The 14,812-nt window shown below is 70.7% G+C and carries 11 protein-coding genes; 6 read left to right on the plus strand and 5 right to left on the minus strand.

Features of this window, described 5'->3' with window-relative positions; genetic code table 11:
• Window positions 1–96: 96 nt before the first annotated feature.
• From nth to OG928_RS18595, 4 genes are all read left to right on the plus strand, one after another.
• A complete protein-coding gene (gene nth, locus OG928_RS18580) occupies window positions 97–999 on the plus strand; it encodes an endonuclease III (RefSeq protein ID WP_406291065.1) in 903 nt (300 codons plus the stop codon).
• Complete coding sequence (locus OG928_RS18585) at window positions 996–1,730, plus strand: NUDIX hydrolase (RefSeq protein WP_406285069.1); 735 nt, start codon at window positions 996–998, stop codon at window positions 1,728–1,730. The genes nth and OG928_RS18585 overlap by 4 nt, the downstream gene beginning before the upstream one ends.
• Window positions 1,731–1,893: 163 nt before the next feature.
• A complete protein-coding gene (locus OG928_RS18590) occupies window positions 1,894–3,078 on the plus strand; it encodes a MarP family serine protease (RefSeq protein ID WP_406285072.1) in 1,185 nt (394 codons plus the stop codon).
• 73 nt (window positions 3,079–3,151) lie between these two features.
• Window positions 3,152–3,838 (plus strand): metal-dependent hydrolase, encoded by a 687-nt coding sequence (locus OG928_RS18595; protein ID WP_406285074.1) that lies wholly within the window; start codon window positions 3,152–3,154, stop codon window positions 3,836–3,838.
• A 492-nt stretch (window positions 3,839–4,330) separates the two neighbouring features.
• Here OG928_RS18595 and OG928_RS18600 read toward each other — a convergent pair whose 3' ends face one another.
• The 5 genes from OG928_RS18600 to OG928_RS18620 all read right to left on the minus strand — a co-directional run bounded on the left by OG928_RS18600 (window position 4,331) and on the right by OG928_RS18620 (window position 9,995).
• On the minus strand, window positions 4,331–5,251 hold the full coding sequence (locus tag OG928_RS18600; protein WP_406285076.1) for an alpha/beta fold hydrolase: 921 nt from the start codon (window positions 5,249–5,251) through the stop codon (window positions 4,331–4,333).
• Between the two features lie 89 nt (window positions 5,252–5,340).
• The gene (locus tag OG928_RS18605) at window positions 5,341–5,760 is read right to left on the minus strand and encodes a phage holin family protein (protein WP_406285079.1); all 420 of its coding nucleotides are present in this window, start codon (window positions 5,758–5,760) and stop codon (window positions 5,341–5,343) included.
• A 111-nt stretch (window positions 5,761–5,871) separates the two neighbouring features.
• Window positions 5,872–7,194: a Na+/H+ antiporter NhaA gene (gene nhaA / locus OG928_RS18610; RefSeq protein WP_406285081.1), complete on the minus strand. Its 1,323-nt coding sequence runs from the start codon at window positions 7,192–7,194 to the stop codon at window positions 5,872–5,874.
• A 228-nt stretch (window positions 7,195–7,422) separates the two neighbouring features.
• Window positions 7,423–8,691: a hypothetical protein gene (locus OG928_RS18615; protein WP_406285083.1), complete on the minus strand. Its 1,269-nt coding sequence runs from the start codon at window positions 8,689–8,691 to the stop codon at window positions 7,423–7,425.
• Between the two features lie 317 nt (window positions 8,692–9,008).
• Complete coding sequence (locus tag OG928_RS18620; protein WP_406285085.1) at window positions 9,009–9,995, minus strand: sulfite exporter TauE/SafE family protein; 987 nt, start codon at window positions 9,993–9,995, stop codon at window positions 9,009–9,011.
• A gap of 257 nt (window positions 9,996–10,252) precedes the next feature.
• On the opposite strand from OG928_RS18620, the gene OG928_RS18625 reads away from it, so the two are divergent.
• Both OG928_RS18625 and acs read left to right on the plus strand, forming a co-directional pair.
• The gene (locus OG928_RS18625) at window positions 10,253–12,619 is read left to right on the plus strand and encodes a SulP family inorganic anion transporter (RefSeq protein WP_406285088.1); all 2,367 of its coding nucleotides are present in this window, start codon (window positions 10,253–10,255) and stop codon (window positions 12,617–12,619) included.
• Window positions 12,620–12,771: 152 nt separating this feature from the next.
• Window positions 12,772–14,757, plus strand: a complete 1,986-nt coding sequence (gene acs, locus OG928_RS18630) for an acetate--CoA ligase (protein ID WP_406285090.1) — start codon at window positions 12,772–12,774, stop codon at window positions 14,755–14,757.
• Window positions 14,758–14,812 lie beyond the last annotated feature (55 nt).

A 14,812-nucleotide genomic window follows, 5' to 3' on the forward strand; every position in this document is an offset into this window, starting at 1 on the left:
TAGTAACCGGACATGTCGCTCCTGTGATCAAGCGTGTGCGGCCTGCTCGACCGTACGCCTCGCGCATCTGCGTACTCTGGCCGGGTGTCGAGCAACGTGACGGAGCCCGCGCCGCGCAGGTCGCGGAGCTCCGCGAAAGTCGTGAAAGTCGAGTCGCACATCGCTCTGGTGCGCCGTGCGCGCCGGATCAATCGTGAACTGGGCGAGATATACCCGGGCGCGCACTGCGAGCTCGACTACGGCGACGCGTTCCAGCTGCTGGTCGCCGTCGTGCTGTCCGCGCAAACCACCGACCGGCGGGTCAACACGGTCACCCCGGCGCTGTTCGCCCGCTACCCCGACGTCGCCGCGATGGCCGCCGCCGAGCCGGCCGAGCTGGAGGCGATCATCCAGCCGACCGGGTTCTTCCGGGCCAAGGCCCGCTCGGTGCTCGGGCTGTCGCAGGCCGTCCTGGAGCGGTACGACGGTGAGGTGCCGGGCAGGCTCGCCGACCTGGTCACGCTCCCGGGGGTGGGCCGCAAGACCGCCCACGTCGTGCTCGGCGAGGTCTTCGGGGTGCCGGGGATCACCGTCGACACGCATTTCGGGCGACTGGCCCGGCGGTTCGGGTGGACCACCGACGAGGACCCGGTCAAGGTCGAGAAGGACGTCGCGGCGCTGTTCCCGCGCAAGGATCTGACCCTGCTGTCGCACCGGGTGATCTTCCACGGCCGCCGGGTCTGCCACGCCCGCCGCCCGGCCTGCGGGGCCTGCGCGATCGCGCCGCTGTGTCCCGCGTACGGCGAGGGCGAGACGGACCCGATCAAGGCCGGGAAGCTGCTCAAGTACGAGATGGCGGGACAACCGGGTCAGCGGCTGAACCCGCCGGCCAAGCCGGTGTTGGCCGTGCCGCGGGACGGGGCACACGAGGCGCCGAAGAACCCGGCACACGAGGCGCCGAAGAACGCGGCGCACGACGCCCCGAAGAACACAGCGAACGACGAGGGAGACGCCGGGTGACCCAGACCGGAACCGGGATCCAGACCTGGGCCGAAGCGGATCTGCCGGAATGGCTGCGCCCGGTGGCGCGCGCGGCCGAGTCGATCAGCCCGGAGCAGCTGAGCCGCTTCCTGCCGCCGGCGGAGGGCGGTCGGCGGTCGGCCGTGCTGATGCTGTTCGGCGAGGGCCCCGACGGCCCGGATCTGCTGCTGCTCCAGCGCGCCGCGCGGATGCGCTCGCACGCGGGCCAGCCGGCGTTCCCCGGCGGCTCGGTGGACCCGGACGACGACGGCCCGGAGGGCACCGCGCTGCGCGAGGCGCAGGAGGAGGTCGGGCTCGACCCCTCGGGCGTGCGCGTGTTCGGCCGGCTGCCCGATCTGTACATCCCCGTGAGCGACTTCGTGGTCACGCCCGTGCTCGCGTGGTGGGAGCAGGAGAGCGAGGTCGCGCCCGGCGCGCCCGAGGAGGTCGCGCGCGTGCTGCGCGTGTCGATCGCCGATCTCACGGACCCGGCCAACCGCGCCCGGCTGCGGCACCCCGGCGGCCACCTCGGCCCCGCGTTCCTGGTGCACGATCTGGTGGTGTGGGGCTTCACCGCCGGGCTCATCGACCGCGTGCTGCACCACACGGGCTGGGAGCGGCCGTGGGACACCCGGCGCGAGGTGACGCTGTCCGAGACCGAGCAGCGGCTCGCCGCGCGCGGCTTCGACCGCTTCGAGGAGACCGCGTCCGAACCCCTGGTCGAGGACTGACCGCGCGGACCGAGTGGCCGCACCGACCCCGACGGCCGTCGGCGCGAGCCGCCGTCGGGGCCTGATGATGCGTCAACACCGCTTGTGTACAGGTCTGTCACCGGTATTCGACGAACCGGCACGGCAGCGGACAGCGCGGGTCCGCACGTGAGAACGTGAGCGCGTGAATGTCCTGGACCTGTTGCTGCTCGCCGCCGCGGTGGCCTTCGCCATCTCCGGATACCGGCAAGGCTTCATCGTGGGCGTGCTGTCGTTCCTGGGCTTCATCGGCGGCGGCGTGTTCGGCATGTGGCTCGTGCCGTCGCTGCTCAACCGGTTCGAGCCGGGCCTGGGCCCCTCGATCGCGGCGATCTGCGTCGTGCTCGTGCTCGCGACCGCGATGCAGGCGCTGACCACCGCCGCGGGCAACCGGCTGCGCCGGCAGCTCACGTGGCGGCCCGCGCGGCTCGTGGACGCCGCGGGCGGCTCGATCGTGAGCGTGTGCGCGCTGCTGATCGTGGTGTGGCTGATCGGTTCGTCCGTCGCGGGCTCGTCGGTGCCCACCGTCTCGCGCGAGGTGCGCTCCTCCCAGGTGCTCGGCGGCGTGCAGAAGGTGCTGCCGCAGGGCGCCGACACGTGGTTCTCCTCGTTCGGGAACGTGCTCGACCGCAACGGCTTCCCACAGGTCTTCAGCCCGTTCGTGCGCGAGGACATCCCGCAGGTCCCACCGCCGGACCCCAAGCTGCTGTCGATGCCCGCCGTCCAGGAGACCCGCGACAGCATCGTCAAGATCGTCGGGACGGCGAAGAGTTGCGGCAAGGTCATCGAGGGATCCGGCTTCGTCTACGCCCCGCAGCGCGTGATGACCAACGCCCACGTCGTGGGCGGCGTCAAGAAGCCCACCGTGCAGATCGGCGGCGAGGGCCGCGAATACCAGGCCGAGGTCGTGCTCTACGACTGGAAGCGCGACATCGCGGTACTCAAGGTGCCCGGCCTCAAGGCCACTCCGCTCCAGTTCCAGCCGAAGGTGGAGAGCGGCGCGGACGCGGTCGTGGTGGGCTTCCCGGAGAACGGCGGCTTCCACGTCGAGGCCGCCCGGGTACGGGCCCGGATCCAGGCGGGCGGTCCCGACATCTACAAGCGCGGCACGGTCAGCCGTGACGTCTACTCGCTGTACGCGAAGGTCCGCCAGGGCAACTCCGGCGGGCCGCTGATCTCGCCGGACGGCAGGGTCGCCGGCGTCATCTTCGCGAAGTCGCTCGACGACGACTCCACGGGCTACGCGCTCACCGTCGAGGAGATCCGGGCGGACGCCGAGGCCGGCGTGGTCGGCGACCGGGCCGTGGATACCCAGAGCTGCGCCATGTAGGCATGTTCACCCGATGCTCGGGCAGACGTTCGAGCATCGAACGTGGGCGGCAACGGCGGGGCGGGGTGGGGGAATGCTCGGGCATTCGCACGCGGTGAGTGGGGCGTTGGTCTTCGCGGCCGCGGGGCCGACGGTGCCGCAGCACCTGTGGCACAACCACCTGTCGCCGGCCGAGATCGTGATCGGCACGTTCCTGACGGCGGGGGCGGCGCTGTTGCCCGACCTCGACCACGCCAACGGCACGATCGCGAACTTCTTCGGGCCGGTGTCGCGGTTCGTCTGCAAGGCCGTCGCGAAGGCGTCCGGCGGCCACCGGCACGCGACCCACTCGATCGCCTTCGTGATCCTGGCCGGCCTGCTCACCTTCGTCGGCGTCGAGTTCCTGGGCAGGCCGTTCACCCTTTCGGTGGTTTTCCTGCTGCTCGCGCTCGCCCTGCGGGCGCTGCACATCTGCCCGCCGGGCAAGGGCCTCGCCTCGTGGATCACGATCGTCGCACTCGCGGGCGCCGGCACGGCCGTGGTCAACCACTGGATGCCCGCCGCTCCGGACTGGCTGCCGCTGGTGGTCATCCTGGGCTGCATCGCGCACCTGCTCGGCGACTTCCTCACCAAGCAGGGAGTGCCGCTGCTCTGGCCGATCGGGGCCCGCTTCCAGGTCGCCGTCGTCAGCCGCACCGGCAATCGCATGGAGACGCTCGTCCTGGTGCCCGCGATGATGCTCGGCACGATCGGCCTTTTGTGGTTCACGACATTCGCGTGAAAACGAAAGGAACGATCGACCCGGGACGCGATGGGGCCATGGGGCCATGAGGCGATGAAGTGGGGCGACGACGCGACGCGGCCCGGTCTCGGACCGCGTCGTCGGGTCAGCGCGTGAAGCGCAGCCGCAGGCTCAGCCAACGTGCCCGTCGGCGCAGTATCCCCATCAGTCCGGGGAAATGCTCCCCCCGGTCGGCACCCGCGCCGACCGGCGCCCCTCGCCTGTGGTCGAACCCGTGAGTGCCAGTGGTGTCGATCTCAACCATGAGGGTCTCTGCCGTCTCCGACCGGGTGTCCCCGGCCCCCGCCGCCATGCTCGGAGCGTTGTACGTCCGGCTCATAGGGGGGCGCCTACCCGGGTCACCGACGGCGTAATCGCGCCGGTTCGCCGGGCCGAAAACCACCGCACGACTCACCTGAGGCGACTTGTGCGGAAGTGTCGGATATCCCCGTCAAGATCGCACAAGAAACGCCCGGAACGGCTGTCGGAACTTCAGCGGTCCGGTTCCGGGTCCTTCAGCCAACCCAGAAGTTCCTCGGTGAACATCGCGGGCTGTTCCTCCTGCGGGAAGTGTCCGACGCCCTCCAGGAGCCGCCAGCGGTAGGGCGCCTCCACGTAGCGGCCGGAGCCCGCCGCGGTGCGCGGCAGGATCACCGGGTCGAGGGCGCCGTGCAGGTGCAGGGTCGGCACCTCCACGGGCGCCTTCATCCGGGCCGAGTACTGGATGCCGTCCGGTCGCGGGATCGAGCGGATCAGCCAGCGGTAGTGCTCCGCCGCGCAGTGCGCCGTCCCGGGCACGAGCATCGCCTGGCGGTAGCGCGCGAGCGACTCCTCGTCCGGCCAGCCCGGTGCCGACCACGCGTGCAGCATGTCGCCCACCATGGCCGCGCTGTCGCGGATCAGCTGCCGCTCGGGCACCCACGGCCGCTGGAAGCCGAAGACGTGCGAGCTCGCGGCCATCTGATGACGATCCGTCAAGAGCGCGCCGCGCAACTGCCGGGGATGCGGCATCGACACCGCGACGAGCCGGCGCACCACCTTGGGTCGCAACACCGCGGCCGTCCAGCCCAGGTACGCGCCCAGGTCGTGCCCGACCACGATCGCGTCGGGCTCGCCGAGCGAGCGGATCACCCCGGTCACATCCAGCGCCAGGGTGATCGGGTCGTAGCCGCGCGGCGTGCGGTCGCTGCCGCCGTACCCCCGCAGGTCCATCGCGACCGCGCGATAGCCGGCCCGGGCCAGGGCCTCCATCTGGTGCCGCCAAGTCCACCAGAACTCCGGGAAACCGTGCAGCAACAGCACGACCGGCCCCTCGCCCAGCTCGGCGATGTGGAACCGCGCGCCGTTGGCGGCGATGTCGCGGTGCGTCCAGGGCCCGGCCACGTTGACCACGGTGCTCTCGGGAACCGTCATGTCGAGCAGGGTTGCACACTCCCGATCGCACTCTTGTTTCCGCGGCTGTTTCCCGCGGCCGGATTCCGGCGGTGCGGCGAGCCGCTTCGTCAGGCGATGTTCTTGAGCGTGGTGACGGTGTCCTTCGTCGTGGTGATCGTGCGCTCCGGCGGCCGGACCTTCTTGAAGGACTTGACGCCGTAGAACGCGAGCCCGCCCGTGAGCAGCAGATAGAAGCCGCCCACGATCAGGAAGCTCCAGGCCACGCCGAGACCGAGCGCGTGGATGCCGTACACGACGGCGAAGCTCAGGAAGACGAACGCGAACACGCCGATGAAGGCCGCCGCGCCGAACGCGCCGCCGCCCTTGGCGACATTGACCACGCTGACCTTGACCTCGCTCTTGGCGAGCGCGATCTCGCTGCGCACCAGCGTGGACATGTCGCGGCTGGCGGACGAGAACAGCTCGCCCAGGGATCGCTGCGCGTCGACGGGCACGTCCTGGGCCGGGGACCTGTCGGTGCCTGCCATGGTCACTCCTTGTACCGGTATGGATAATCCGACCCCGATCATGCCCTGAGGTGGTGATCCGTATCCACCGGGGCACGGTCGTACGGGTGTTTCGGATGGGAAAAGAAGCAATCAGGCGTGCCCGAGCTTCTCGTTCCGGAGCCGTTCCGCTTCGCTTTGATACACGTCGGGGATGCCGTCCCCGTCGTCGTCGCGGTTCTCCTCGGCGCACAGCCGGGCGTACGTGTTGTTCCTTATCCGCAGCACGATCGCCGCCGCGAAGGCCGAGACGAGCGAGCCCACCAGGACCGCGGCCTTGGCCCGTTCGGTGAGCGCGTGGTCGTCGGTGAAGGCCAGTTCGCTGATCAGCAACGACACCGTGAACCCGATGCCGGCCAGCATCGACATGCCGAAGACGTCCGACCAGGCGAGGTCGTCGCTGAGTTGGGCCCGGGTGAACCGGGCGACCAGGTACGTGCCGCCGAAGATGCCGACCACCTTGCCCGCGATCAGGCCGATCATGATGCCGAGGGACGGCCGCTGGGTGAAGACGTCGCCGAGCACCGACCCCGAGACCGCGACGCCCGCGGAGAACAGCGCGAAGATCGGCACCGCCAGGCCCGCGGAGACCGGTCGGACCAGGTGCTCGACGTGCTCGGCGGGTGAGGTCTTCTCGTCCTCGTCCGGGACCACCCGCATCAGCAGGCCCATCGCGACGCCCGCGACGGTCGCGTGGATGCCGCTCTCGTGCATCAGCGCCCAGATCACGAGCGCGAGCGGCACGTACCACCACCAGCCCCGTACCCGCAGGCGCTGGAGCAGGTAGAAGAGCGCGAGCAGCGCGAAGGCCGCGGCCATCGCGACGAAGTTCACCGTGTCGGTGAAGAAGATCGCGATGATCAGGATCGCGCCGAGGTCGTCGACGACGGCCAGGGTCAGCAGGAACGAGCGCAGGGCGGAGGGGAGGCTGGTGCCGATCACCGCGAGCACGGCTAGCGCGAACGCGATGTCGGTCGCGGTGGGGATCGCCCACCCGTCGGGCGAGCCGCCGCCCGAGTTGACCGCGAAGTAGAACAGCGCGGGCGTGATCATGCCGCACGCGGCGGCCACCACCGGCAGCGCGGCCTGGGCCGGGTTGCGCAGGTCGCCGACCACCAACTCGCGCTTGAGTTCGACGCCGGCGACGAAGAAGAAGATCGCGAGGAGGCCGTCGGCGGCCCACGTGCCGAGCGACAGGTTCAGATTCAGCGCCTCGGGGCCGAGCTCGAAGTCGCGGAGGTCGTTGTAAGCGTCGCTCCAGGGGGTGTTGGCCCACACGACCGCGATCACCGCCGCGATCAACAGCAGCGCGCCGCCGACGGTCTCGGTGCGCAGCGCCTCCGCGATGAAGTTCCGCTCGGCCAACGTGGACGGACGCCGAAAGAACTTGTTGCGCGGTGCTGACTCGGCACCCACGGGACCTCCAGGTCGGCTGCGGCTCGCAGACGTATACCGCCATGCGAAAACGACAAAACAGCGCCGACCAGACTTCCCGGCATGTCTTCCGCCGAAAGACCCGTGATCCGGGGTGGCGAAAAATGTTCCCCGGACGTGGTCATTGTAACGAGAAAACGCGACAGCCCCGTATCGACGGGGAATCCCGATACGGGGCTGTGCGCGAAATCGGCCGCCGGAGCGGGGCGTTCAGTCCTGCCGGCGCGGCAGCACGGCGTGCTCCTGGCCGGGCAGCGCGCGCCCCGCGGCGGGCGCGTTCGGCGCCTGTCCGGAGCCGCTGACGATCGTGCCCCAGTCGGCCACGTTCTGGCCGACGCCCAGGCCCTGCAACTTGGCGATCACCGCGGGGTCCTGGCCCTCCAGCCAGTCGGTCAGCTGACGGAACGTCACACAACGGACGTCGGACTTCGTGCAGACCGAGGTCACGGTGTCCCGGACGGCGTTCATGTAGATGCCGCCGTTCCAGTCCTCGAAGTGATTACCGATGAACAGCGGCGCGCGGTTCGTCGTGTAGGCGCGCTGGAATCCGTTCAGGTAGAAATCGCGGGCCTCTTTCTCCCACGCGTCCTTCTTGGACGGGTCGTACTTACCGTGGATCGCTTCCTGCTCGAACATGATGTTGTAGTCCATGGACAGCTGCGACTTGGTGCTGCCCGGCCACGGCAGGGACTGGAGCGGAAAGTCCCAGATTCCGGTCTCCTTGCCGCGCTTGGGCCACACCTGGAGTCCGCCCGGGGAGCTCGCGTCGTAGCGGAATCCCATTTCCTTGCCGGCCCGCATCAGGTTGCTCTGGCCTTCGAGGCAGGGCGCCCGGCCGCCGATGAGTTCCTTGCCCGGCGCGTAGTCGAACGGCAGCGGCGGGAGGTCGGCGAATCCGGTGTTGGTCTTCCAGTTCTGGACGAACTTGACGGCCTGCTCGGTCTCGTTCTTCCAGTCGGCCGGGCTCCAATTCTTGCCGCTGGTCGCGCTGTTGCAGAAGTGGCCGTTGAAGTGCGTGCCGACCTCGTTGCCCTTGAGCCAGACATCGCGCATCTGGATGATCGTGTTCCGCACGGTCTCGTCGGTCATGAAGTTGATGTCCGACGCGCCCGGCGCGTGCTTCGGGCCGGTGTACATGGCCTTCTTCGTCTTCGGGAGCACGTAGATGCCGCTCAGGAAGTACGTCATCTGAGCCTTGTTCGCCTCGGAGAGCTTCAGGAACTCCGAGACCAGTTTGTTGCCGTCCTCGGCCGCGCCATCCCACGAGAAAACGACGAACTGCGGCGGCTTCTCACCCGGCTTGAGCTTCTCCACCTTGGGCTGCTTCGGCTGCGGACCGGTGTCGGCTGTCGAGCCGTCGCCGATCAACTTCGCCGGACGGCTCGGCCCGTCCGATTCCTTGCCCGGAGCGCTCGGATTTCCGCCGGGGTTCTTTGCAGAGGAGTTGTCGGAGTTGTTCCCGTCCTTTGCGAAAACCACGAAACCGATAGCGGCCAGGACTGCGACAACGACGAGCACCGCAGCGCCGCGGACAGTTCGCACAGTTCACCTCTTCCCATGGGCATGCCGGACCGGCCCGTATTCCCTATCGATACATACGCACGCCGGCGTCACCCGGTTGCGTGCGTGTCCGGACCGCGTTCCCCGGCGAACCGCAGCCGGGACGCGGCGGATCGCCCGAGGCGCGTGGGCGCGGACACATCACCGTAAGGGGCCCGGGGGGCCCGAAGCGATCGGGCGCGACTCTCGGCGATCCGGCCGAACACCCCCTGCGTACCGGTGCGTACGGGCGCGTGTCAGGGGTCGGCCCGGAACTCCACCTGCCCGCTGTACATGCCCATCGCGCACGTCCACGCGAGCGTGCCGGCCCGGGGCGTGCCCAGGTCGATCCGGGTCTCGCCGGACACCGGCAGGACGCGCTGCACGTCGCGTGCGGGCAGCACGAAGCCGCGTGTGCAGCCGATGGTGTGGTCGGTGCGCAGGACCAGGATCGTGGGCACGCCGGCCCGGGCCAGCGCGCGGCCCGGGTGGTAGCCCTCGTCCTCGACCCGCACGGTCACCCGCTGCACGCCGTCGGGTCCGGTGACCGCCGCCGCGTGGTCGACGGTGCCGACCGCGGCCGGGGTCCACCACCCGCCCAGGCGCAGGCCCGACGCGACCGTCCACGCGGCGACCGCGAGCACGAGCACCCCCAGCGCCGCGGTCAGCCGGCCGCGCAGGATCCGCCCGGACGCGCCGACCAACCAGCCCAGGGCCGCGAACAGGGGGATCGTGCCGAGCACGAAGCCGGTCAGCACGGCGGCACCGCCGAACGCGTTCCCGGATGTCACGGCGACCAGTTCGACGCCCAGGGTCACGCCGCACGGAACGAGCACCGTGGCCGCGCCCAGCAGCAACGGCCCGCGGCCGGCCCCGTGCGCCGAACCGCGCGGCAGCAGTCGGCCGACCCCGGGTACGCCCAGCATCGCGAGCCCGAAGAGCGCCATCAGCGCGCCGGCGCACAGCAGCAGGGCCGCGCGCGTGCTCGGCGCGGGTTGGATCGCGGCGCCGAGCAGACCGAGCAGCGCGCCCAGACCCGCGTGCGCGGCCAGCTTCGCGCCCAGGAACGCGGCGAGGGCGCGGGGGAGCAGGCCGCGCGCGGGCGCCGTGCCGCAATCCGGAGCCTCGTCGCCGCACGGACGAACCGCCCCCACGAGCAGGCCGCCCTGGACCGCCGCACAGGACGCCCCGCCCGCGACGAACCCCGCGCCGAGCCCGGTCGCGAACAGCGTGAGCACCTGCACGGCACCACCCCCACTCCGGGGAGATTACGTGCCATCACACACAGTGCGGAAGGTTCTTGGTGCGAAACACCTGTTTCACCCATGTGGGCGCATATTTTACGTTCCGAAAAGGATAGCCTTACTGTGACGATGTAAACACTTAGAGTTAACTTGGCCTATCCGGTCATTGACTCTCCAACGACCCCGCGCGCCGCCACCCTCGCGGCAGCCATGCCCGCCATGACATGACTGACATGACTGACCCGGAGGACACGGACATGCCCGTTGCCCCTGCCACCACGCCCGGGACGGCGTCCCGCGCCGCCTCGATCCGCGCCGACCTCGGCGCCTCGCTCGTCGTCTTCCTGGTCGCGGTGCCGCTGTCGCTGGGCATCTCGCTCGCGGCCGGCGCCCCGCTCAGCGCGGGCATCATCTCGGCCGTCGTCGGCGGCATCGTGGTCGGCCTGCTCGGTGGTGCGCCGCTCCAGGTGAGCGGCCCCACGGCGGGCCTGACCGTGATCGTCGCCGGCCTCGTGCAGACCTACGGCTGGCGCGTCACGTGCTTCGTCACGGTCGGCGCCGGCCTGCTCCAGATCCTGCTCGGCCTGGCCCGGGTCGCCCGGGCCACGCTCGCGCTGTCGCCGGCCATCGTGCACGGCGTGGTCGCGGGCATCGGCGTGGTGATCGCGCTGGCCCAGCTGCACGTGGTCCTGGGCGGCGCGCCGCAGCGCTCGGCCTGGGAGAACCTGCGCGAACTGCCCACCCAGGTCGACAACCTGCGGGCCCCCGCGGTCGCGGTCGGGGTGATCACCGTGGTGCTGCTGCTCGGTTGGCCCGTGGTCGGCCGACTGCCCGGTCGGTGCGCGGCGCTGCGCAAGGTGCCCGCGCCGCTGATCGCGGTGTCCCTCGCCACCCTCGTCGCGGGCGCGCTGAACCTGGACGTGGCGCGGGTGGACCTGTCCTCGATGGCGTTCGTGACGCCGGTGGTGCCGCCGGGGAGCGTGTGGACCGCCATTGCGGTCGGCATGGTGAGCGTGGCGCTGGTCTCCGGGATGGAGTCGCTGCTCTCGGCCGCCGCCGCCGACCGGTTGCACAACGGGCCGCGGGCCAACCTCGATCGCGAACTGATCGGGCAGGGCGTGGGCAACGTGGTCTCCGGCGCGATCGGCGGCTACCCCGTCACCGGCGTCGCGATCCGTTCGGTCACCAACGTGCGGGCGGGCGCGGTCGGTCGGGCCTCGGCGGTCCTGCACGGCGTGTGGGTGATGCTGTTCGTGGGCCTGCTCGGCACCTGCGTCGAACGCATCCCGCTCGCGGTGCTCGCCGCGCTCGTCATGGTGGTCGGCGTCCAGATGGTCAGCCTCGCGCACATCCGACACGTGCACCGCCACCGCGAGTTCCCCGCGTACGCCGCGACCGTCACCGGGGTGATCCTGGCCGGCGTGCTCCAGGGCGTCCTGCTCGGTGTCGTGGTCGCGGTGCTCACCGCGCTGTACCGGCTCAGCCGCAGCACCGTGCGGGTGTACGAGGGCGAGGGCGTGCTTCACGTCGAGGTGCACGGGTCGCTGACGTTCCTGTCCGTTCCGCGACTGTCGCGCGTGCTCGGCAAGTTGCCGCCCGGCGCGCACGTCGTGGTCGACATGACCGTGGACTACCTCGACCAGGCCGCGTTCGAGGCCGTCCACTCGTGGCGGACCGGCTACATCGCGCGCGGCGGGCAGGTGGACATCGAGGAGATCCACGACGGGTGCTACGAACGGGCCGCCGGCGGCACGCCCGGGCCCCGGCGGTCCCGACTGACCCCGTCGCCGCGTTGGTTCGCCCCGTGGTGGCACTGGCAGCGCGAGTGCCCGCGCGAGGACGGCACCGCGTCGCAGGCCCTGGTGGCCGGCGCGCGCGAGTTCCAGCAGCGCACCGCGCCGCTCGTCCAGCCGTTCCTGGAGCGGCTCGCGCTGGAGGGGCAAAAGCCCGCGCAACTGTTCATCACCTGCGCCGACTCGCGCATCGTGCCGAACCTGATCACCGCGAGCGGTCCCGGCGACCTGTTCACCGTCCGCAACGTCGGCAACCTCGTGCCGCGCGGCGAGGCCGAGGAGGCCGACCCGATCACGGCCGACGCGTCGGTGGGCGCCGCGATCGAGTACGCGGTGGCCGTGCTCGGCGTCCGCAGCATCACGGTCTGCGGGCATTCCGGCTGCGGCGCGATGAGCGCGCTGCTCGACAAGGCGGGCAAGGCGGGAAACGCGGGCCGCGCGGACCAGGCGCCCGACGCCGCGTCGGGGCCCGGGACGACCCCGCACCTGGACCGCTGGCTGCGCAACGGCGACGCGTCGCTCGCGCGCTTCATGGCCGCGCCCGCACCGACCCTGACGGGACATCAGGTCCCGCCGGCCGAGCAGCTGTGCCTGACCAACGTGGTCCAGCAGCTGGACAACCTGCGCGACCACGCGGTGGTGGCGCAGGCCGTCGCCGAGGGCCGACTGCGGTTGTTCGGCCTCTACTTCGACCTCGCGTCGGCGCAGATGTACCTCTACGACGCGGTGCGCGGCGACTTCGGTCCGGTGGACGCCGAGCGGGCCGAATCCGGTGTCGTGGCGACGACGGGCGCCGAAGATCACACTTTTCCGGCACTCAACGCGGGGTAGCCGGGCCGTACGATCGCGCGGTCGGCCACGATGCGACCTGTTCGCACAAGTGGTCTAAACCAATCCCGGTCTTCCTCTTGCCGGCTCGGGCCGGTCCCTGATGAGCTACGGCAAAGGAACCGAAACCGCAGCGGCAGCACGGAGGAGTACGCGTGAGCAACGCAGACCGGATTACGGGGGGCAAGCCCGGCGAGGCCCTGTCGAACCTGCTGCGCGAGGAGCGACGCTTCGCACCCCCGCCGGCGCTCGAGGCCGACGCCAACGTCAAGGCCGACGCGTACGAGCGCGCGTCGGCGGACCGGCTCGGCTTCTGGGCCGAGCAGGCCCGGCGCCTGGACTGGGCACAGGAGCCGCAGGAGACGCTCGACTGGTCGACCCCTCCGTTCGCCAAGTGGTTCGCCGACGGCAAGCTCAACGTTGCGTACAACTGCGTCGACCGGCACATCGAGGCGGGCAACGGCGACCGGGTCGCGATCCACTTCGAGGGCGAGCCGGGCGACACCCGCACCCTGACCTACGCCGACCTGGGGCGCGAGGTGTCCAAGGCGGCCAACGCGCTGACCTCGCTGGGCGTCGAGGCCGGCGACCGGGTCGCGATCTACCTGCCGATGATCCCCGAGGCGGTGATCTCGATGCTCGCGTGCGCGCGCATCGGCGCCCCGCACTCGGTCGTCTTCGGCGGCTTCTCGGCCGACGCGGTGTCCTCGCGGATCAAGGACAACGACGCGAGGATCGTGATCACCGCCGACGGCGGCTACCGGCGCGGCAAGCCGTCCGCGCTCAAGCCCGCGATCGACGAGGCGCTGGAGTCCTGCCCGGACGTGCGCAACGTGCTGGTCGTGCGCCGCACCGGCGGCGACGTCGCGTGGACCGAGGGCCGTGACATCTGGTGGCACGACCTCGTCGACGCGCAGTCGGAGCGGCACGAGCCGCAGGCGTTCGACGCCGAGCACCCGCTGTTCATCCTGTACACGTCGGGCACCACGGGTAAGCCCAAGGGCATCCTGCACACGTCCGGCGGCTACCTGACCCAGGCGAGCTACACCCACAACGCGGTGTTCGACCTCAAGCCCGAGACCGACGTGTACTGGTGCACGGCCGACATCGGCTGGGTCACCGGGCACTCGTACATCGTCTACGGCCCGCTCGCCAACGGCGCCACGCAGGTCATGTACGAGGGCACGCCGGACTCGCCGCACCAGGGCCGCTGGTGGGAGATCGTGCAGAAGTACGGGGTCACCATCCTGTACACCGCGCCGACCGCGATCCGGACCTGCATGAAGTGGGGCGACGACATCCCCGCCCGCTTCGACCTGTCCTCGCTGCGGATCCTGGGCAGCGTCGGCGAGCCGATCAACCCCGAGGCGTGGATCTGGTACCGCGAGCACATCGGCGCGGGGAAGACCCCGATCGTCGACACGTGGTGGCAGACCGAGACCGGCGCGATCATGATCAGCCCGCTGCCGGGCGTCACCGCGACCAAACCGGGTTCCGCGCAGCGCGCGCTGCCGGGCATCTCGGCGAAGGTCGTCGACGACACCGCGACCGAGGTCGGCGACGGCGGGGGCGGCTATCTCGTGCTGGACGAGCCGTGGCCGTCGATGCTGCGCACGATCTGGGGCGACGACCAGCGGTTCGAGGACACCTACTGGTCGCGCTTCGAGGGCCTGTACTTCGCCGGCGACGGTGCGAAGAAGGACGAGGACGGCGACATCTGGCTGCTCGGCCGGGTCGACGACGTGATGCTCGTGTCCGGCCACAACATCTCGACCACCGAGGTCGAGTCGGCCCTGGTGTCGCACCCCAAGGTCGCCGAGTCGGCCGTGGTCGGCGCGACCGACCCGACCACCGGTCAGGCGATCGTCGCGTTCGTGATCCTGCGCGGCACGGCGTCGGTGTCCGACGACCTGGTGGCCGAACTGCGCGAGCACGTCGGCAAGGTGCTCGGTCCGATCGCCAAGCCCAAGCGGATCCTGCCGGTGGCCGAGCTGCCGAAGACCCGCTCCGGCAAGATCATGCGCCGGCTGCTGCGCGACATCGCGGAGGGGCGCGCGCTCGGCGACGTCACGACGCTGACCGACTCGTCGGTGATGGACCTGATCACCTCGCAGCTGCCGTCGGCGGCGGCGGAGGACTGAGCCGCCCCGGTTCGGAAGGGCGGTCCGTCCTCGGGGGGCGGGCCGCCCTTCGGCG

It is taken from the genome of Embleya sp. NBC_00896 (assembly GCF_045207785.1).
Lineage (GTDB): Bacteria > Actinomycetota > Actinomycetes > Streptomycetales > Streptomycetaceae > Embleya.

Bases quoted from the DNA above. Each gene is read 5' to 3' on its own strand.
- OG928_RS18600 (WP_406285076.1), bottom strand. From the start codon at position 5,251: ATGACGGTTCCCGAGAGCACCGTGGTCAACGTGGCCGGGCCCTGGACG.
- OG928_RS18595 (WP_406285074.1), top strand. From the start codon at position 3,152: ATGCTCGGGCATTCGCACGCGGTGAGTGGGGCGTTGGTCTTCGCGGCC.
- OG928_RS18625 (WP_406285088.1), top strand. From the start codon at position 10,253: ATGCCCGTTGCCCCTGCCACCACGCCCGGGACGGCGTCCCGCGCCGCC.
- OG928_RS18605 (WP_406285079.1), bottom strand. From the start codon at position 5,760: ATGGCAGGCACCGACAGGTCCCCGGCCCAGGACGTGCCCGTCGACGCG.